Source organism: Bacillus sp. FJAT-29937, assembly GCF_001509555.1.
Taxonomy (GTDB): domain Bacteria; phylum Bacillota; class Bacilli; order Bacillales; family Cytobacillaceae; genus Cytobacillus.
Window position 1 is genome coordinate 108,365 of the sequence record NZ_LMAS01000006.1, and the last position, 19,124, is coordinate 127,488.

The following is a 19,124-nucleotide window of genomic DNA, read 5'->3' on the forward strand; positions in this document are numbered from 1 at the left end:
ACTCAGCCCTCTTTGAAAGCAAACTAAGAGAGTTCGTGTCAAAGTAAGCTTCGTTACTAGCTACCTCCATAAGAAAAGAATCATTACCAAGAATTCTTGTCATAAAGTTGTTTCTAGTGTAAGCACTGTGAAACCAAAATACGTTTAGCCTGTCCGATAAATACCACGGTAAAAAAGTGAAACTTTATTGAAAACTGCACAGTATAATGTAGTAATGTTTTCCAAAAAGGGAGGAGCGAAATAAGATGAGTATGATCACAAGGTTTAAGGATATTATGGCAAGCAATATTCATGCATTGTTGGATAAGGCAGAGAACCCTGAGAAGATGATTGATCAATATGTAAGAAACCTGAATAAGGATTTAGGGAAGGTAAAATCGGAAACGGCCTCGGTAATGGCTGAGGAGCAGCGGTCAAAAAGGGCATTACATGAGTGCCAAGAGGATATGGAGAAGATGGAACGCTACGCGGTAAAGGCACTAGAAGCAGGGAATGAAGGAGATGCGAGACGGTTTCTAGAGAAGAAAGCGGAATTGGCAGCGAGATTCTCTGAATTGCAGACTGCTTTCCAATTGGCTTCAGCGAACTCTCTGCAAATGAAGCAAATGCATGATAAGCTTGTCGCGGATATCGGCGAATTGGAATCGCGAAGGAATATGCTAAAGGCGAAGTGGTCAGTGGCAAAAACCCAAGAACGAATGAATAAGCTCGGAGCTTCAGCTGCCCAATCAGGACAGTCGATCTCTGCATTTGACCGAATGGAAGAAAAGGTTAATCGCGCATTAGATGAATCGAAAGCCATGGCCGAACTAAATGCGGGCCCGAAGGATGATATTGCAGACTTAGCAGCGAAATATGAAGAAAAGGGCAGTGACAGTAACATTGATCGTGAGCTTTCGGCACTGAAAGAAAGGATGAATAAATAAGGTTGTGGGCGCGAGAGGCTTTCCATTGCCCGGAAGAGCACTTTTTTAACTTTTGCGGTAAAAGGCCTGAATGTTCATTACCCGGCAGAGCACCTTTTTCCTTTTCGCGGTAAATGAAAAACATTTTCCTTGTCCACAAGTTCCTCCTTTTGCCTTTTTGAGTAAATCGTGTAGGACAAAGAACCTGAGTATAAAAGAGGTGAGGAGAGCGTGATTTTTCACTATAAATGCCCGAGCTGTGGGAGTGATATGAGCTTTGATGCTGATTCAGGCGAATTATCCTGTCCGAGCTGCGGCAGACAAGAGAGCATCGAAAATTATCCAGAAGAGTTGAGGAGAGCCACGTTTTCAGAGGATGAGACAAATGAATATCATTGTGAGAATTGTGGGGCCGTTTTAATGACAACAGCTGAGACGGCTGCCACAAGCTGCAGTTTTTGCGGGGCGGGTGTGGTCATTGCGGACCGGCTATCAGGTCATCTTGCCCCTGCCAAGGTGATTCCTTTTACAATCAGTAAGGAAGAGGCGACTGAGGCCTTTAAAAAATGGTGCAGAAAAGGGCTTCTTACGCCGAAAGGTTTCATGATTGCAGACCGAATCAAGAGTATAACAGGCATGTATGTGCCTTTTTGGTTATTCGATCTGAATAGCAAGGTTCAGGTGAATGCCACTTGCACGAAGGTCAGAACCTACACAAAAGGGGACTATATTTATACGGAAACGAGTTATTATGACGTTTTCCGTGATATAAACCTTGATTACGTCAAAATCCCAGTGGATGCATCGGAAAAAATGCATGATGACTTAATGGATAAATTGGAGCCATACCCATATGAGCAGCTAAAGGAATTTAAAACTCCTTATTTGGCTGGATTTATTGCGGAAAAATATAATTATACGGATGAAGAACTGCTTCCAAGGGCGAAGGATAAAATAAGCGACTATGTTGAGTCCTATGTTCGTTCAACATTTTCGGGCTATCAATCAGTCAATTATAAGAATAAGCAAATTGATACGAGAAATGTAAGCAGTTATTATGTTTTACTGCCTATGTGGATGGTCAGCTATGATTTCAATCAAGCCGAGCATGTTTTTGCGATGAATGGGCAAACAGGAAAAGTGGTCGGCAAACCGCCCATTAGTTCAGGCAAAGTGGCTATGTGGTTTAGCGGGATTGCCGCCGGAACCTTTGTCGCCCTTAAATGTGCTTCCTATTTGATGGGAGGTGGCTTTTGGTGAGAGGAAGTTGTGTAAACAAACGATGTCTCTTTTTCTTTTTCGCCGCCATACTTCTGCTGCTCCCGTGGGAGTTATCAGCCAAAGCAGAGTCACTTAATCAGACGCAATATATTTATGATTACGCTGAGCTGCTAACGGAGGAGGAGGTGGCTGAATTAGAATCGTTGGCAAGGAAACTCGGGGAGGAAAGAAATACGGCCTTTCTAGTCATAACGGCTAATGGGACGGAAGGGAAGGACATCGTTCCATTTGTGGAGGATTTCTATGATGAGCAGGCTCCCGGCTATGACCAGCCGCATGGAAATACGGCAATATTAACGATTGATATGCAGGAAAGAGATGTGTATTTGGCAGGATTTAAAAAGGCGGAGCAGTATTTAGATAGCGGGCGTCTTGATCGGATTCGAAATAAAATTACCCCTGATTTATCGGAAGGCCAATATTATCAAGCCTTTTCAACGTTTATCTACACGGCCCATCAGTACATGGGATATGAGCCAGGTGTGAATCCGGAAAACCTGCTTTTTAAATGGTGGTTTCAATTGGCGGCAGCCTTACTTACAGCCGGAATCATTGTGATGATTATGGGCTATCGCACAGGCGGCAGGATCACGGTAAATGCAAGGACTTATATGGATAGTTCCCGATCCGGAGTGCTAAACCAGTACGATCATTTTGTGAGAAAAACCGTGACGAAGCAAAAGAAGCCGTCCTCCAATTCAGGCGGCGGTGGAGGCGGTGGCGGAATCAGCAGGGGAGGTCACTCGCATAGCGGAAGCAGAGGCAAGTTCTAAGGCAACTTAGTAATAGAGGAAAGGAGCAAATAATCGATGTCTTTTTTTAGAAACCAATTTGCAAATGTAGTGGAATGGCAAGAATTTAGAGAGGATATGATTTTTTACAAATGGAGCAATCGGGAGATTAAAAAGGGGAGCAAATTGATTATTCGCCCAGGTCAGGATGCGATCTTCTTTAATAATGGAAAAATCGAAGGGGTATTTCGTGATGAGGGTGAGTATGATATCGAATCGCAGATCATTCCCTTTTTATCGACATTAAAGGGGTTCAGGTTTGGGTTTAACAGTGGCATGCGTGTAGAAGTGCTGTTTGTGAACACGAAGGAGTTTATTGAAAAGTGGGGAACGAAAAATGCGATTAATATCCCAACGCTAGGGCTCCCGGGCGGCATGCCGATTCGTGCGAACGGCACATTTCATTTTAAAGTAAATGATTATGTAGCCTTAATTGACCAAATAGCAGGAGTCCGCGAGCAATATATCGTAGAGGATGTCAAAATACGGATTACTTCGATCCTTGATCAGCTCCTGATGAAATGGATTTCAAGAGAAGGGAAGGATATGTTCAATCTCCAATCCAATTCCTTTGAAATTTCTAAAGGGATCCAGGAAGATTTAGATATGCAGATGATCAAGAGCGGCATCACAATCACAGGCTTTAATGTCATGAGCTTCAGCTATCCGAAGGAAATTCAAGATATGATTAATAAAAATGCTTCACATGGAATGGTCGGCAATGTTGAGCGGTACCAGCAGATTTCCATAACGGACGGCATGGCTTCAGGAAAAATGAGCGGGGGGGGAGTGGCGTCCGATATGGCTGGGATGATGATGGGGATGAATATCGCGGGCAAAATGCTGAATCAAATGAATCAGCAGGGCCAAGGTCAGCCTGCCTCCTCTCAAAATGCACAATCACCTTCACAATCGAATGGCGGTGAGCAAAAAAGACCTAATTTTTGCCCTAATTGTGGGACAAAAACGGGTGAAGGCAATTTCTGCTCCAACTGTGGGCAAAAGCTTGTTTAAGCGGGCGGGGACCTCTTTAAAAAGTTGGGCTATTTTATAAAGAGGGGTTGCCCGTTAAGACAGAGCTAAGTTATAGAGGGTCATGGGCTAGTCCTCATGACCCGCGTAATAAGTGAATGACCATACGGTTTTTAAAAAATATTGGTTTGGGTATAAAAACCAATTTATTCGTATTCTCAATACTAGCCTAGGAATGAACTAGCATTTTACAACTCCCGACATACCATATTATGTGCATGTCAATTTTGATTGAAGGGAGTATGAAATGATTAAAGTTCTTTTTATCACTCGTGATTTTAGCCAATATGTAGAACGAAATACATTTTATTTAACGAATGAATTACGAAAATGGATGGATGTAATCGAATGGTTCGAACCTGGAGACATTCATGAAATCCTTAGAAAAATACGTGAAAAGCCTGATTTCATCCTGCTTAATGATTTAAGGGATTCTAGATGTCCGGCCATTTCTGGGCTCTCAACGCTCAAAATCCCTTTTGGAATCATTATGCATGATCTGCATTGGGAAGTGGAAAAACGAAAGAAATTTATTGAGGAATCAAAGGTTAAATATATATTTAGCATCTATAGAGACCCCTTTTTAAGGAAGTTTCCGGAATATAGAGACCGCATGTACTGGCTCCCGCATTTCTTCAATCCGGCTATTTTCAAGGATTATCATTTAAAAAAGGATATCGATTACCTCCTATTAGGGAAAATGGCGTCGTATTACCCATTAAGAAAAAAGATCGTGAAAACGATGAAAGGAATCCCTGGTTTTGTTTATCGCGAACATCCAGGCTATCGCAATATAAGTGAAGGGGAAGAAAAGGCTCTTGTCGGAGATAACTATGCGAGAGAAATTAATCGCGCCAAAATTTTTTTCACATGTGATTCAACCCTCCATTATCCCATTATCAAGTATTATGAAGTGTTAGCGTGCAACACCTTATTACTTGCCCCTTCCTTAAAGGAACTAACGGATTTAGGTTTTATTCCTGGGCAGCACTTTGTGGAAATTAATAAGGATAATTTTTTAGAAAAGGCTAAGTATTACTTAGATCATGAAGAAGATCGGAAGCAAATAGCGCGGACAGGCTATGAGATGGTTCATAAAAATCATACGGTGTCTATACGTGCAGTCCAGCTAGTTTCCTATATTAAAAAAATTCTAGGCAAGTTGGCTTAAACCGGACAGGCTGGCGAAATGTAGGGAAATAGGGAAACAAGATCGCTGAAGTTTCCCCGTTTTTATTCCTTTACCAGCATTTTTAATAGCTCTTTCAATGCAAATGAATGGTAAGCTCCTTTTTTTGTAATAATTCCAAGCTTCCACAATAGGGTGGAGTTTTCGAGAGGAATAATTTTGACATTCCGGTTAGATTGTTTATTAAATATCGATTTAGGCAAGAGTGTAATTCCAAGATTCGATGAGACCAGTTCGAGAATGAGATCCCATTGCGAGCTTTGGTAGGAAATAGCGGGGGTAAACCCTGCTTTTTTGCATGCATCTTTTATATAGTCATGTAAGGTAAAGTCTTCTGAAAAAATGATAAACCTTTCATCCTTTAATTCAAGTAAGGATACTGATTTTCTGCCCGCAAGCTTATGATCCTCCTGGATATACAACACAAATTCATCTTGTATGAAGGGGTAAATATTAAATTTCTCCTCATTGGCCGGCAATACAACAATGCCAAGATCTATTTCGCCATTTTCAATTAATGACCCAATCAGCTTGGCGCCATGTTCGATTAATTCAAGCGAAACCTTTGGATATTGCTTGTTAAAATCGCTGGCGATTTTCGGAAAAAACAAGGTTCCTATAAGCGGGGGAATGCCAATTTTAATTTCTCCCGAAGCAATATCCCTTAATTCATCTAAATGGACATTTAATTCGTTTAAGGTAGCGAGAACTTTTTGGCTGTGTTGAAAAACAATTTTTCCTGCATCTGTGAGATGTAAATGCCTGGTTGAACGATCAAATAGTGTAACTTGCAGCTCTTCCTCTAATTTTTTGACAGCTTTGCTTAAGGAAGGCTGTGTTAAGTAGGAATGGGCAGCTGCTTTCGTAAAGCTTTTGTGGACAGCCACTTCAATAAAAGACTTTAAGTCTTGCAGTTCCATAGATGCCTCCTATTTATTCCGATTATTCATAGTTTATATTCGATTTATTCATTTTACTTATAGTAATGATGGCTGTAAAGTATTAATTAGATAATTGATTTGTGAATTTTCAAAATATTTTCCTTTTGACATTGGTGAAGGCGCGGCTCGAACCTTGCAATGGTTCGTCTCATATTAGCCCAGTCAAGGCGCTGTAGCCATTAATGATAAACTTAAAGGGGATTGAAGCAATGAAAACCATACTTACATCATTTTCTGAAGCTGTAAAGGACATTAACGATGGTGCGACCATTATGGTTGGGGGCTTTGGTTTAGTCGGAATTCCAGAAAATTTAATTCTGGCATTGGTGCAAACAGGAGTAAAGGATCTTACCGTTATCTCCAATAACTGCGGCGTTGATGATTGGGGCCTCGGTTTGCTTTTAAAAAACAAACAGATCAAAAAGATGGTTGGTTCCTATGTAGGGGAAAACAAGGAATTCGAACGGCAGGTGCTTTCCGGTGAAATTGAGGTAGAGCTTGTCCCACAAGGAACGCTGGCAGAACGAATTCGAGCGGGCGGAGCGGGAATACCAGCTTTCTATACGCCCGCCGGGGTGGGAACACCTATTGCAGAAGGAAAAGAGGTCCGCGAGTTTGACGGGAAAGCTTACCTGCTTGAAAGAGGGATGACAGCAGACTTTTCCTTAGTTCGGGCTTCCGTCGGGGATAAGATGGGCAATCTTGTATATAACAAAACGGCCCGAAATTTCAATCCGATGATTGCTGCCGCTGGAAAAATAACAATCGCTGAAGTGGAGAAATTAGTTGAGGTTGGGGAACTGGATCCCGATCAAATTCACACACCTAGTATTTATGTTCAAGCCATAATTGTTGGAAATCAAGAGAAGAAGATTGAGAGACTAACAGTTCAAAAATAGAAGAAAGGAGTGAAGATGATGTCCAAAACATCAACGAGGGAAAAAATCGCTAGACGTGCTGAAAAGGAAATTGAAAGCGGATTCTACGTGAATTTAGGTATTGGCATTCCAACGATGGTTGCCAATTATATTCCAGAAGGAAAGCAGGTCGTTTTACAATCGGAAAATGGGCTGCTAGGGATTGGGCCTTATCCAACAGAAGACGAGGTCGATCCTGATTTAATCAATGCCGGAAAGGAAACCGTTACAGCCATTAAAGGAGCTTCATACTTCACTAGCGCTGAATCATTTGCGATGATTCGCGGAGGCCATATTGATATCGCCATTCTCGGCGGAATGGAGGTTTCTGTGAAGGGTGACCTTGCCAACTGGATGATCCCTGGGAAAATGATTAAAGGGATGGGAGGCGCAATGGATCTCGTGCATGGTGCCAAAAAAATTATCGTCATTATGGACCATGTGAATAAAGATGGGCAGCCGAAGATTTTAAATGAGTGTTCCTTACCGTTAACAGGAATGGGCGTTGTCAACCGCATTATTACGGACCGTGCCGTGATTGACGTAACTGAGGGTGGCTTGAAATTAGTGGAAGTAGCTAAGGGCTACACGATTGAAGATATTGTCAACGTGACGGAACCGAAGCTTGAGATCGCTGATGATGTGAAGCTCGAGGCATTTTAATGATATGTAAAATTGGGAAAGGGATTAAACCCTTTCCTTTTTTGTATCCCGATGATAAAGACATTCCCCCAACCTGCAGAATTTGACTCCCCGTCTCCAAGAAGTTAGGCATGACGGGGTACAAAACTACATAAATTTATAAAATAGGGAAGATTTAGTACTTTCGATTCATTATAATAGAATGAGTGGGACCAAAGTATCAGGATTTTCAATATGATTTGAAAGGTTGGGATAACCCCATATGAGAAGGATACTTAAAAGAGTGCTTTATAGCTTTGCCATTTTACTCGTTTTATCACTTGCTGCTGTACTATTGTTCGGACACTCTAATTATTCAAAGGGATCGGGCAATTTACAATCGAAACTGGATGCATTCATGGAAAAGAAGGAAGATTTCAGCGGTGTTGTCCTTATTGCTAAAGACGGAAACATCCTAATGGAAAAAGGTTATGGAATGGCTAACAAGGAGGAAGGGCTTACCAATCAGCAGGATACGAAATTTAGAATTGCGTCCATTACAAAAACATTTACGGCTACTGCCATTATGCAATTAGAGGAAAAGGGCCTGCTCTCCGTACAGGATCCGTTGAGCAAATTTTATCCGGACCTTCCAAACAGTGACTCTATTACGCTTCATCATCTATTGAGCCATTCGTCAGGTTATGTTGAGTATCTTTCCAAGGGGTTCGAGTTTGATCATGAATATACAAAGGAACAGCTTGTCGACCTTTTTAAAGATGAGCCGCTGAACTTCACACCAGGCAAAAAATTTAGTTATAGCAACTCCGGATTTCTTTTACTAGGAATGGTTATTGAAAAGGTATCAGGGCAATCATTCGAAGACTATATTGCTGAAAATATTTTTAAACCTGCAGGTATGACCCACTCATCCTTCGACGTTGAAAATCCACAAGAATTGGCGACAGGCTATGTGAAAGGGGAACCTGGCCCGAAAGTTGATCCTTCTATCGCTTTTGCCGCTGGAGATATTATATCTACCGCACAGGATGTTTATTTATACGACCAAGCTTTAAAAAGTAATAAGTTATTAAAGTCTGAAACACAAAATAAAATGTATACGGTATACTCAAGCAGCTTCCCTTATCAATACGGTTATGGCTGGTATGTGTTCGAAACCTTCGGACACCGCAACATCAGCCATTCAGGAGGATATCCGAACGGCTTCAGAAATTATCTTACTAGATACATAGACGATGACCTGACGATTATCGTTTTGAGTAATCAAATGGAAACGAATTCGAAAGCATTGACGAGAGAATTAGCTTCCATCGTTTTTGGAAAGGGCATTTGGTTTTGGCAAAAATCCCTTTAGAACTTGAAGAAGGACTATTATTTGCAATGGCATGGATGCCTTAAAGTAAGAAAGCGTGAAAAAAAGAACGGAACCCAATCTGCTGAAGGGCTGATTGGGTTCTGTCCTTACCTGGCCATTTCGTTCAAGTTAGCGGGACAAGGTACCTGTCCCCTTGTGCCAAGAGAGAACTTTATCCATAAAAAGAGCTTCACACAGCCTGTAGTAAGCAAGATAACGGAAGTACCCCATATTACACTCGTAAGATCAGGAATGAAATCATATAGGAAAGACCATGTAAATCCTAATGAATTTGGCAACTGGGTTAAAATGAGCAACGGTAAAATGAAGTTAACCAGTAACGGCAGGATTATCGTTTTGAGTTTGGGTGACTTCCCATTTATTAATCCGGAATGCCATTTTAAAATGTTTTTCATATGAAAGATTAGTAGAACAACGATAATCAGAATGACCCCATTCATGATCATATAGATTTTAGGAAAAGTATTGCTGGAAATGCTGGAAGGCTCTTTGCCTGCCAAAATATCAACGACTCCTGCCCCAATCTTCTCAATGAGCCCCGAGATGATGATCGAATTATTAATATTGGACAGGAGAATAATTCCGTAGTTTTCATTTGGCATGATGATCATGGTTGAATGATAATTAGGAGCCTCTCCTGAATGTCTGATTGTTGGCACCCCATTGGTTGGTGAAACAAACCAGCCCATCCCGTAATAACTGTCCTCCCCCATAATAGGCGCTTTTACACTTGGTTTGTGCATTTCTTCTAAACTCGAATTTGAAACTAATGTTTGGCTGAGATATTTTCCGTTATTCATTTGGGCAATTAAATAATGAGTCATATCCTCTGCACTTGAAATGAGATATCCCGCAGGAAGATACTCCTCGTTAAATGGCAGTTCGTTTTCAAAATTGAATCCAAACCACGTTCGATAACCTGCAGCTAATCCGTTCTCCCCTGCTAGAGTTTGTGAGGTATAGCTATGAGTCATGTCAAGCGGGGTAAAAATATTTTCCCTAATATACTCCTCATAAGCTTTATTAGTAACAGAGGTAATAATTTGACCAAGAAGCTTGTAATTTTCATTGGAGTATTCAAACACTTGCCCAATGTTTTCTCTTTTGATTTGCCACTCCCCATTTTGCTTAGGGGCCTTAGAAATTCCGCTCGTCTGATTAAGAAGCTGCCTAACCGAAATGTTCGGGAAATCCATTTCGGGAAGATACGTTTGGATTGGCGAATCCAAATCAACCTTACCTTCCTCAACCAGCTTCATAATGGCCATTGCTGTAAAGGATTTGGTGGTTGATCCTAAGATAAAAGGAGTTTGGGGTGAAATCTCTTTTCCGTACCCTTTTAAATGAGTAATCTGATCTCCTTTCACAATTCCAATTGCTAGTCCGGGGATGTGAGCTGCTTTCATTTCTGCTTGAATGTATTCATCAATTTTTTCCTCGGAAAGTTCATTTGGCTGTGCATGTGCAGACCATAGATGGAATGGGGTTAGTAACATACAAAAAACAAATAAAATCATTATTTTTTTCATTTCTCATTCTCCTCAACTAAGTATTTCTGCTCTAAGTGTAGGGCGGAAAATAGAAAAAAAGGAGGGGGATTTTTTCTCCCCTCCCTACTTGCGGCGTTTGAGCTTTTTCGAAATGTTTTTCATATGGGTGCCGATTGTATCTAGCGTGGTATGGAAATACTCGGCCATCTGCGGTCTCGTATATCCTTCTTCCTTTAAGCTGAAAATATTTTTTTCCATCGGGGTGAGTGACTTTAAGCGAATCTCTCTAAGTATTGCGCTTGTAGCATCCGGATGAAGGGAAACCTGGTCATAGTGCGCCTCCCGAATGCAATTCAGGATATCTTGGATGCTGGATTTGTTTACATAGTTAATGGCACCATATTCAATCGCCTTAACAATGATTTCCCGCTCGGCTAAGGCAGTTAACATGATGATTTTGATCCCTTTTCCTAAATTAGAGATTTCCGAAGTTGCCTCAATTCCATCTAAGTTATTATCGGTTAAATTAATATCCATGAGGATTACATCAAGAGGCAAGTGTTTAGCAGCTTCAATTGCCTCTTCTTTTGAGGAAACTACCTTAACAACATCAAGGTCCTCTTCTAGTTTAAGGTCCTCTGTTATATCCCTTTGCCATCTGGAATCATCCTCAACCAGCATGACTCTTATTTTTTCCAATCGTTCTCACACTCCAAAATGATTTCGCTTTAATTGGCAGATGAATGCTCATTGTTGTCCCCTTCCCAATTTCTGAATAGGGGATGGATAGCGTGCCGCCATGTTTGTTGATAATAAAATAAACATAATAGAGACCTACTCCGTAATGGGAAACTGACTTTTTTGTCGTAAATAATGGAGTAATCACATCATCTAAATGATCTCGATGAATCCCTTTGCCGTTATCAGTCACTTCAATTACAGCTTCTTGATTTTTACGATAAAGGCTGATTTGTATTTTTCCATTCTGATGTTCAATTGCCTCAACACTGTTTGATAATAAATTCGTTATGCATTCTTTTAAATGTAAGGGATCGACTTCCGCATCGATTGAGGCAGATAAATTCATCTCAAATTTAATACCTGGATGCTGGTCTCCTTCATGGAAGCCCTTTGCTGCCTCATGGATAACATCATTAATTGATTGTGTTTGTAGGTTTAGCTGAAAATCATCCGTTTTTTTAGTAGCTAGAATCATATTATTCATGTGAAGGAGGGTTTCGTCCATTGCTTCGAAATTTCGCCCAAGGGGTTCAGCTAAGGTTGAATCCATTGATGAAATGATCCGTTTATTGCGTTCATTCAAATATAGCAGTCGGTTAATTTCATTTTTTAACGTGTGCAATACCATTGAATCGGCCTTCATTTTTAGATCAAGGGGGTCGTGCTGAAAGGTGAAGGGCTCATAAATAAAATCAGTTCCCTTCGCTTTGAACCGTTTCAGCAATATAACTGTTAAGCAGCCTGTGAAAATTAATAAGCCCCATATGATCGTTTGGGTTGGAGCGTAATTAGCGATTTTAATAGCTAAAGAAAGGTCATAAATAAAAGTGGCAATCAAACACACAAGCCCAAAAGTGAAAATTTTCGCATCAATGTTCCCATTATAGGCGTTTCTAATAGTGGAAATAGCAATATATAATACCGTTGCAATATTCAATAGACTATATGGGAGAAAAATATCTTCAAGGTAAACGATTGAGAGCAGGGATAGCATAGTGATCATCCCCCAGCTGAAGAAATGGACCTGCCATAAGCGGCGATTTATTTTTCTATAGCCTGGGCCAAAGATTTGCTCATAAAATAATAAAAAGAAAGGACTGGCACTATAGGAAGCGTATTTTATGAAAGATGAGTAGGTTATGGCGGCCGGCAATTGCCAAGCGCCGATTAAATTGATTGAAATGGCTGCAAGGAATACTCCAAAGTATAGAAGATAAGGATGTTTTCTCTTAGGAAGTGAATAAAAAAATACACTGATGAAGAAAATGCTTAAGAGTAATAACAAATAAATAAAGAAATATTGGAAACTATAAGGAACCATGCTCTTACTCCTATTCGACTCGTTAGTTAAAGATATTATACAATAGGGACTAGGGGCCCGTCTCCATGTTCCATTTCAAACTGAAGGGATGTTATTGTAGATGATAACGCAAGTCGGTCAAATTATGTTATACGTTAATAATCAAGAGGAATCAGTGAAGTTTTGGACTGAAAAAGTCGGATTTATCGTCGTTTCTGATCAAGATAATGGCCACATGAGATGGATTGAAATTGCTCCTTCACAGGGAGCGGAAACAAGCATTGTTCTTCATAACAAGGAGTTCATAGCCAAAATGCAGCCGGAATTAAATCTTGGCACCCCATCGTTAATGTTTTTCACAGAAAACCTGGATCAATTGTATAAAGATCTTACTGATAAGTATGTCACGGTTGGCGAAATTGTCACGATGCCTTCAGGAAGAGTATTTAACTTTGCAGATGATGAGAAAAATTACTTTGCCGTCATGGAAAAAAGTAAGGCGTAATAATAAAAACTAGATGCCGAGTTTCAAGGGCATCTAGTTTTTTATATTTACTTCGTATAGTTATCAAAATATCCTTGAATAAAAATAATCGGTGTTCCTTTATCTCCGCTGCCTGAAGTTAAGTCAGATAGAGATCCAATCAGGTCAGTTAATTTTCTAGGAGTCGTTCCTTGTGATTCCATTGATCCTACAAGGTCAGATTCTTTATTATTAATAAATTCGGAGATCGCCTTTTTCAGTTCTTCCCCTTTTAAATCAGCAAAATTATTATCAGCAAGATACTTTAGCTTTATTTCATTAGGAGTTCCATCAAGGCCGGAAGTGTAAGCAGGTGATACAACTGGATCCGCAAGCTCCCAAATCTTTCCGACTGGATCCTTAAAGGCGCCGTCTCCGTAAACCATCACTTCAACGACTTTTCCTGTCTTTTCTTTCAGCATTTGCTGAATTTGGTCAACAACCGGCTGGCAATTGCGCGGGAATAGCTTCACACTGTCTTCAGTTGCTTTATTGGATCCAAGGAGACCATAATCTTCATTACAGCCGCTTCCATCAATAGACTCTGATAAAATATTATCGAGGCTATAAATTTTTTCGCCGCCATTCGCTTTTAAAATTCTCTTCGTTCTAAATCTTGTATGGATATCACAAGTAAGAACATTCTTTGTATATTCTAAAATGGTTTTCGGGTTATTGGAGAAGATGACTTCACATTCCACACCGTATTCTTCTGCTAACGATTTATAGTAATCAATATAATCAACACCGGTAAAAGTATGTTTGTTATAGCCAAAAAGGTCACGGAATTGGTTCTCAGTTAGAACATCTGTCCAAGGATTCACACCCTTTTCATCAAGTAAATCGATATCAACTAAATGATTTCCGACCTCATCAGACGGATAGCTGAGCATTAATACAATTTTCTTTGCTGTCCCTTTTGCAATCCCGCGAAGACAGATAGCAAAGCGATTGCGGCTTAAGATAGGGAAAATGACCCCAATGGTTTCATCACCAAATTTTGAACGAACATCTTGAGCAATATGATCGACTGTCGCATAGTTTCCTTGTGCACGAGCAACAATGGATTCCGTAACGGTTACAATATCTTTATCTTGAATACTAAAGCCTTCAACTTCTGCAGCCTTTAGCACACTGTCTACAACAATTTCTTCAATATTGTCCCCTTGATTGATGATGGGGCAACGAAGGCCTCTAACAACAGTTCCAACTACTCTTTCCAATATAATCGCTCCCTTATGACTGTTAGGCTTAATTTCCATAATATCCACTTGTACTATACACCTCTTTAGTGATATAAGTAAAATTAATATATCTAATAGTGGATATAAGGGGTGTTTATATGGTTAGTAAGTTAGATTTATATAAGGTTTTTTGTATCGTTGGAAATTGCAAAAGTTTTTCTAAAGCGGCGAAAGAGCTTTACATGACACAGCCTGCCGTTAGTCAAAGCATCATGCAATTAGAAAAAGAATTGGATACACGCCTTTTCAACCGGACTCCTAAAGGGGTTACCTTCACGGATGAGGGCAAATTATTATTTGAATATGTTCATTCAGCTATTAATTTAATTGATGTAGGAGAGGAAAAGATATTAGAATTTAAAAATTTAACGGCGGGAGAATTAAAGATCGGTGTCGGGGACACGATCTCCAGATATTTTTTACTCCCATATTTAGAGCTTTTTCACAATCATTATCCTAATATTAAATTTAAGATTGTGAATGGGACGACATTAGAAATCTGCTCCTTGCTGAAATCAGGGGAGGTCGATGTGGCTGTTTGTAATTTCCCGCTTGATGATCCTGCGTTAGAGCTAAGGCCTTGCCTTGAAGTCCACGATATCTTTGTATGCGGTGAAAAATATAAGGGCCTTTTATCTGAAGCCGTAAGTATTCAGAAATTAGTTAAGCTGCCGTTAATTTTTCTTGATAATTCAAATTCCAGAAACTATGTGGAGGAATACTTGCTATCCAAAGGGATACAAATATCCCCTGAATTCGAATTAGGCTCACATGATTTACTTTTGGAATTTGCAAAAATTAATTTAGGGATTGCCTGTGTCACGAAGGAATTCTCACAAAATTATTTAAATAAAGGATTATTGTATGAAATCCAGCTTGTCGAGGAAATACCAAAGCGCGATATTGGCGTTTGTTTTCTAAAAAGTGTTCCACTTTCGCCAGCCTCCACTAAATTTGTAGAGATATTAGAAAAGAAGCCAGCACAAATGGCATTTCTATAAAGTGAAGCTGTTCTTCAACAGTATTATTTTTAATAAAATTAATTGTTGAAGGTTTCTGTAAAATCTGATATTATGGAATCAATTTCAAAGGCTATGTGTAACTGGCGAAAACGGATAACCGTGGGGGAGCACATAGTAACGATTAGCCGTTCGCCTGGGCAGAGGTAAGGGAGTTTTTTCCCTTACCTCTTTGTGTATATACAGGGGGGATGGCTTAGAAAATTAATGGTTGATAAAGCTTTTAATTTCTATTATTGTAGAGGTACAGATTTTTCGTAAAATTACTAATAATTAAATAGAAGGAAAGCTATGATTGTTATGGGTCGCACTATAACAGGAGCAGCTTCTGGAGAGACTGCACGTTGACTGCAGCGCCGAAGGGTTCAAAATCTCAGGCAAAAGGACAGAAGAATAACAAATGTATTGTGCTATTTGTTATTTTTTGACGTCTGATGAGATTGGGGAACACCAGTCTCTTTTTTTATTTTATTAGATTCCTAGTTTAAAAATAGACGATAAAGAGGAGAAGTGACGATGAGCACAACAGTAGTAAATAAAGTTAAGACAATCAAAACATTAAATAATATCGCAGAAAGCGGACTAAAAGTTCTTAATAACGACTATACAATTGACAATGATCATGAGAACCCTGATGCGTTTGTTGTTCGCAGCTTTAATATGCATTCTATGGAATTCGGCAATCAATTAAAGGCTATTGCACGAGCAGGAGCGGGCGTGAATAACATACCGGTCGAAAAGTGCACGGAACAAGGGATTGTTGTCTTTAATACCCCGGGTGCTAATGCCAACGCAGTGAAAGAATTGGTGCTGACTTCATTAATGGCTGCATCTCGCAACCTTTTTGCCGGTGTGAGCTGGGTTAAGAACTTAGCAGGTGAAGGAGAACAAATTCCAAAGCTTGTGGAAGCAGGCAAGAAGCAATTTGTTGGGAAGGAAATTAAGGGGAAAACGCTAGGCGTTATTGGGCTGGGGGCGATCGGCGCCCTTGTGGCGAATGATGCGATTGAGTTAGACATGGATGTCATTGGGTTTGACCCATTTATCTCTGTTGATATTGCCTGGAAGTTATCCCGCAAAGTTCAGCGCGCGATGACCATCGAACAGCTTTTTGCCGAATCTGATTATATTACGGTCCATGTTCCATTAACGGAAGATACGAGAGAAATGTTCAACGAAGCGACCTTTAGCTTAATGAAGGACGATGTATATATTTTGAACTTTTCTCGAGGAGAATTAGTGAATGAAAAGGACATGGCTACTGCCCTTGAAAGCGGAAAAGTAGGAAAATACATGACAGATTTCCCAAATGAAAATGTATTGAAAATGAAAAACGTGATTCCAACCCCTCACCTTGGTGCTTCTACAGTGGAATCCGAAGAAAATTGCGCGATTATGGCAGCCCGTCAGCTAAAGGATTTTCTTGAGACCGGGAATATTAAAAACTCAGTGAATTTCCCAAATGCTGCTCTTCCTTATACAGGAAAACAGCGTGTGACGGCTTTCCATAAAAACATACCAAACATGGTTGGGAAAATTACATCTGCTATCTCAAACTATCATTTAAACATCGCTGACATGGTGAATAGAAGCCGCGGCGATTATGCTTACACTATTATTGATATTGATAGTCATGTAGATCAAGAAATTATGTTGAGTTTGGAAGAGATCATAAGCCAGATCGATGGAATTGTGACCGTTCGAATGATTCCATAAGCTAATAGAGACTAGCCTCCTTTAATTCGGAGGTTGGTCTTTTTTTGCCTGAAGGGATTCATGGTGATCGTTTTAGCGGTTTGAGATGGAAAACGGAAGCTATGAAGGGCTCATGATGCTTGTTTTAACAAGTTAAGATGGAAAACGGAAGCTATGAAGGGCTCATGATGCCTGTTTTAGCAAGTTAAGATGAAAAACGGAAGCTATGAAGGGCTCATGATGCCTGTTTTAGCAAGTTAAGATGAAAAACGGAAGCTATGAAGGGTTCATAAAGCTCGTTTTAGCAGGTCAAGATGGAAAACGGAGGTCATGAAGGATTCATGGTATTTAAGTTCGGTGAAAATATCATACTAAGACCAGCATTTATGAAGTTTAGTGGAAACTTTACTGATTATCCAATATACTTGTAGGCGATGAAACCAAGATAGTATTTAGACTAATAATGAAGGGGGAAATGGCCAGTGTCGAAATTGCCTAATTGTCCAAAATGTAATTCAGAATATACATATGAAGATGGAAATCTGTTTATTTGTCCGGAATGTGCCCATGAATGGAATCTGGAATCAGAGGCCCAAAATGATGACGTAAAGGTTTATAAAGATGCAAATGGAAATATCTTAAACGATGGGGATACGGTTACAGTCATTAAAGACCTTAAGGTGAAAGGGAGTTCATCTGTTATCAAGGTTGGAACGAAGGTTAAAGGAATCCGTCTTGTAGATGGCGACCATGATATTGATTGCAAAATTGAAGGCTTTGGAGCCATGAAATTAAAATCTGAATTTGTTAAAAAGGTATAAGAAAGACAGGACCTAACATCCTTGTGGCTTACCCTAAGAAGAGTATGAAAAAGCATACAATAAAAAATGCCTATCTGATTGATTATCCAACCAGATAGGCATTTTTTATCGTAAACTACGCTTGTAATATATAACTCTTTTTCTAATTAAATTGCTATACATGGTTTAAGGAAGAAGCAATTTAACTCCATCAAGTCCATTAATGGTATTCTTAAGTATTTCTGTAAAGGCCTCCATATATTCTGATTCATGATCTGGCTTACTAATTAAAAATATATTTCTGTCAGGTGGGTTGTTGATGAATTTTCGAGTGATTAATAACGGATTCTTCAGAAAGTACTCCAAAGCAGATGATGGGACAAATGTCCATATATTTTTATTTAAAGATGTAAGAAAATCTTCAACAAGTAAAATTAAATCAGTTTCAATAAGTGGTTCATTCCGTGTTTTAAACCAGTAATCAAACCAAATCATATACTCTGCTGAATACGGAGAATAAACACTATTTGAAACAGAAAGCATATTAGGCTCAACTATGTCTGGATAGTCTGAATCAGTTCGGCATATAAAATGCATTTTTTCACTATAAGCAGGTAAGGATGTAACCCCTTTAAAATAATAGTTAGCACCTACTAGTGCAACCTCAACACTTCCAGTAGCAACTCTTTGATAGCATTCACGATAGTTTAATGTTTTCAAACGAAGTGCTAAGTTAGGGAATCTTTTGATCATTTCCGTATAGACTTTGGACAAAACATATAAATGTGGCCCATCCGAAGAAGCTATATGGAATAGGTTATATTGTTTGATAGTATCTAGGGATTTTACATCACTCCAAATATCTTTGAATCGATTAGCGATAGATATAAAAGAGTTCCCTTTTTCAGTAAGTTTTACTTTTCGAACACCTTTTTGTCTAATAATCAAAGGAAATCCAAGTTTTGCTTCCAGCTGTGAAATACGTTTACTTAAAGCTGGTTGAGAGATGTGAATAGCCTCAGCTGCTTTTGTTAGTGATTCGTGCTTTACAACTGCTAGAAACGCTTCGATTTCATAAGAGGTCATTAATTAATCTATCCTTTCTTATAATATAACCTTTGGTTATATTATAAGTTCAATTAATTCATTATTCAAACAAATTGATATATTTTATAATAGCAGTAACACACATTTCATACCCATTAAACAATTTAAGAGGAATCAAACAAACAACGAAGG

The 19,124-nt window shown here is 39.4% G+C and carries 18 protein-coding genes and 2 riboswitches; of the genes, 12 read left to right on the forward strand and 6 right to left on the reverse strand.

From position 1 onward, the window contains the following. The first annotated feature begins 245 nt into the window (after positions 1-245). The 5 genes from AR328_RS14180 to AR328_RS14200 all read left to right on the forward strand — a co-directional run bounded on the left by AR328_RS14180 (position 246) and on the right by AR328_RS14200 (position 5,180). On the forward strand, positions 246-926 hold the full coding sequence (locus AR328_RS14180; protein ID WP_066296312.1) for a PspA/IM30 family protein: 681 nt from the start codon (positions 246-248) through the stop codon (positions 924-926). Between the two features lie 210 nt (positions 927-1,136). Next, positions 1,137-2,165, forward strand: a complete 1,029-nt coding sequence (locus tag AR328_RS14185) for a TFIIB-type zinc ribbon-containing protein (RefSeq protein WP_066296317.1) — start codon at positions 1,137-1,139, stop codon at positions 2,163-2,165. After that, on the forward strand, positions 2,162-2,959 hold the full coding sequence (locus tag AR328_RS14190; protein WP_066296327.1) for a TPM domain-containing protein: 798 nt from the start codon (positions 2,162-2,164) through the stop codon (positions 2,957-2,959). Before AR328_RS14185 ends, AR328_RS14190 begins: the two co-directional genes overlap by 4 nt. Before the next feature lie 36 nt (positions 2,960-2,995). Beyond that, positions 2,996-3,991, forward strand: a complete 996-nt coding sequence (locus AR328_RS14195; RefSeq protein ID WP_066296329.1) for an SPFH domain-containing protein — start codon at positions 2,996-2,998, stop codon at positions 3,989-3,991. A gap of 265 nt (positions 3,992-4,256) precedes the next feature. Further along, positions 4,257-5,180 carry a glycosyltransferase gene (locus AR328_RS14200; RefSeq protein ID WP_066296332.1) on the forward strand — a complete coding sequence of 308 codons (924 nt, stop codon included), beginning with the start codon at positions 4,257-4,259 and terminating at the stop codon, positions 5,178-5,180. Between the two features lie 62 nt (positions 5,181-5,242). Here AR328_RS14200 and AR328_RS14205 read toward each other — a convergent pair whose 3' ends face one another. Beyond that, the gene (locus AR328_RS14205) at positions 5,243-6,118 is read right to left on the reverse strand and encodes a LysR family transcriptional regulator (RefSeq protein WP_066296335.1); all 876 of its coding nucleotides are present in this window, start codon (positions 6,116-6,118) and stop codon (positions 5,243-5,245) included. 230 nt (positions 6,119-6,348) lie between these two features. On the opposite strand from AR328_RS14205, the gene AR328_RS14210 reads away from it, so the two are divergent. The 3 genes from AR328_RS14210 to AR328_RS14220 all read left to right on the forward strand — a co-directional run bounded on the left by AR328_RS14210 (position 6,349) and on the right by AR328_RS14220 (position 9,052). Then, positions 6,349-7,038, forward strand: a complete 690-nt coding sequence (locus AR328_RS14210) for a CoA transferase subunit A (RefSeq protein ID WP_066296338.1) — start codon at positions 6,349-6,351, stop codon at positions 7,036-7,038. A gap of 18 nt (positions 7,039-7,056) precedes the next feature. Next, positions 7,057-7,719 carry a CoA transferase subunit B gene (locus AR328_RS14215; RefSeq protein ID WP_066296342.1) on the forward strand — a complete coding sequence of 221 codons (663 nt, stop codon included), beginning with the start codon at positions 7,057-7,059 and terminating at the stop codon, positions 7,717-7,719. A 241-nt stretch (positions 7,720-7,960) separates the two neighbouring features. After that, positions 7,961-9,052: a serine hydrolase domain-containing protein gene (locus AR328_RS14220; RefSeq protein ID WP_082677243.1), complete on the forward strand. Its 1,092-nt coding sequence runs from the start codon at positions 7,961-7,963 to the stop codon at positions 9,050-9,052. Positions 9,053-9,159: 107 nt separating this feature from the next. On the opposite strand, the gene AR328_RS14225 is transcribed toward AR328_RS14220, so the two are convergent. The 3 genes from AR328_RS14225 to AR328_RS14235 form a co-directional block, all read right to left on the reverse strand. Beyond that, positions 9,160-10,602: a serine hydrolase domain-containing protein gene (locus AR328_RS14225; protein ID WP_066296350.1), complete on the reverse strand. Its 1,443-nt coding sequence runs from the start codon at positions 10,600-10,602 to the stop codon at positions 9,160-9,162. An 84-nt stretch (positions 10,603-10,686) separates the two neighbouring features. Further along, positions 10,687-11,262 carry a response regulator transcription factor gene (locus AR328_RS14230; protein WP_066296351.1) on the reverse strand — a complete coding sequence of 192 codons (576 nt, stop codon included), beginning with the start codon at positions 11,260-11,262 and terminating at the stop codon, positions 10,687-10,689. Continuing rightward, a complete protein-coding gene (locus AR328_RS14235; protein WP_066296354.1) occupies positions 11,234-12,625 on the reverse strand; it encodes a sensor histidine kinase in 1,392 nt (463 codons plus the stop codon). Before AR328_RS14235 ends, AR328_RS14230 begins: the two co-directional genes overlap by 29 nt. A 100-nt stretch (positions 12,626-12,725) precedes the next feature. Here AR328_RS14235 and AR328_RS14240 point away from each other — a divergent pair, with 100 nt between their 5' ends. Then, positions 12,726-13,109 (forward strand): VOC family protein, encoded by a 384-nt coding sequence (locus AR328_RS14240; protein WP_066296359.1) that lies wholly within the window; start codon positions 12,726-12,728, stop codon positions 13,107-13,109. A gap of 47 nt (positions 13,110-13,156) precedes the next feature. Here the strand turns inward: AR328_RS14240 and AR328_RS14245 are convergent, their stop codons facing one another. Next, positions 13,157-14,350, reverse strand: a complete 1,194-nt coding sequence (locus tag AR328_RS14245) for a coenzyme F420-0:L-glutamate ligase (RefSeq protein ID WP_066297305.1) — start codon at positions 14,348-14,350, stop codon at positions 13,157-13,159. A gap of 119 nt (positions 14,351-14,469) precedes the next feature. On the opposite strand from AR328_RS14245, the gene AR328_RS14250 reads away from it, so the two are divergent. The 3 genes from AR328_RS14250 to AR328_RS14260 all read left to right on the forward strand — a co-directional run bounded on the left by AR328_RS14250 (position 14,470) and on the right by AR328_RS14260 (position 17,906). Continuing rightward, positions 14,470-15,372 carry a LysR family transcriptional regulator gene (locus tag AR328_RS14250; RefSeq protein WP_066296365.1) on the forward strand — a complete coding sequence of 301 codons (903 nt, stop codon included), beginning with the start codon at positions 14,470-14,472 and terminating at the stop codon, positions 15,370-15,372. An 87-nt stretch (positions 15,373-15,459) separates the two neighbouring features. Next, positions 15,460-15,539: riboswitch (ZMP/ZTP riboswitch) on the forward strand. Positions 15,540-15,708: 169 nt separating this feature from the next. Next, positions 15,709-15,789: riboswitch (glycine riboswitch) on the forward strand. A gap of 117 nt (positions 15,790-15,906) precedes the next feature. Beyond that, a complete protein-coding gene (locus tag AR328_RS14255; RefSeq protein WP_066296366.1) occupies positions 15,907-17,106 on the forward strand; it encodes a phosphoglycerate dehydrogenase in 1,200 nt (399 codons plus the stop codon). A gap of 461 nt (positions 17,107-17,567) precedes the next feature. After that, positions 17,568-17,906 (forward strand): zinc ribbon domain-containing protein YjdM, encoded by a 339-nt coding sequence (locus AR328_RS14260; protein WP_066296368.1) that lies wholly within the window; start codon positions 17,568-17,570, stop codon positions 17,904-17,906. 165 nt (positions 17,907-18,071) lie between these two features. Here the strand turns inward: AR328_RS14260 and AR328_RS14265 are convergent, their stop codons facing one another. Continuing rightward, positions 18,072-18,971, reverse strand: coding sequence for a LysR family transcriptional regulator (locus AR328_RS14265; RefSeq protein WP_066296371.1), 900 nt, complete (start codon positions 18,969-18,971; stop codon positions 18,072-18,074). Between the last annotated feature and the right edge of the window lie 153 nt (positions 18,972-19,124).

Bases quoted from the DNA above. Each gene is read 5' to 3' on its own strand.
- AR328_RS14180 (WP_066296312.1), top strand. From the start codon at position 246: ATGAGTATGATCACAAGGTTTAAGGATATTATGGCAAGCAATATTCAT.
- AR328_RS14195 (WP_066296329.1), top strand. From the start codon at position 2,996: ATGTCTTTTTTTAGAAACCAATTTGCAAATGTAGTGGAATGGCAAGAA.
- AR328_RS14200 (WP_066296332.1), top strand. From the start codon at position 4,257: ATGATTAAAGTTCTTTTTATCACTCGTGATTTTAGCCAATATGTAGAA.
- AR328_RS14205 (WP_066296335.1), bottom strand. From the start codon at position 6,118: ATGGAACTGCAAGACTTAAAGTCTTTTATTGAAGTGGCTGTCCACAAA.
- AR328_RS14210 (WP_066296338.1), top strand. From the start codon at position 6,349: ATGAAAACCATACTTACATCATTTTCTGAAGCTGTAAAGGACATTAAC.
- AR328_RS14215 (WP_066296342.1), top strand. From the start codon at position 7,057: ATGTCCAAAACATCAACGAGGGAAAAAATCGCTAGACGTGCTGAAAAG.
- AR328_RS14220 (WP_082677243.1), top strand. From the start codon at position 7,961: ATGAGAAGGATACTTAAAAGAGTGCTTTATAGCTTTGCCATTTTACTC.
- AR328_RS14225 (WP_066296350.1), bottom strand. From the start codon at position 10,602: ATGAAAAAAATAATGATTTTATTTGTTTTTTGTATGTTACTAACCCCA.
- AR328_RS14235 (WP_066296354.1), bottom strand. From the start codon at position 12,625: ATGGTTCCTTATAGTTTCCAATATTTCTTTATTTATTTGTTATTACTC.
- AR328_RS14240 (WP_066296359.1), top strand. From the start codon at position 12,726: ATGATAACGCAAGTCGGTCAAATTATGTTATACGTTAATAATCAAGAG.
- AR328_RS14250 (WP_066296365.1), top strand. From the start codon at position 14,470: ATGGTTAGTAAGTTAGATTTATATAAGGTTTTTTGTATCGTTGGAAAT.
- AR328_RS14255 (WP_066296366.1), top strand. From the start codon at position 15,907: ATGAGCACAACAGTAGTAAATAAAGTTAAGACAATCAAAACATTAAAT.
- AR328_RS14265 (WP_066296371.1), bottom strand. From the start codon at position 18,971: ATGACCTCTTATGAAATCGAAGCGTTTCTAGCAGTTGTAAAGCACGAA.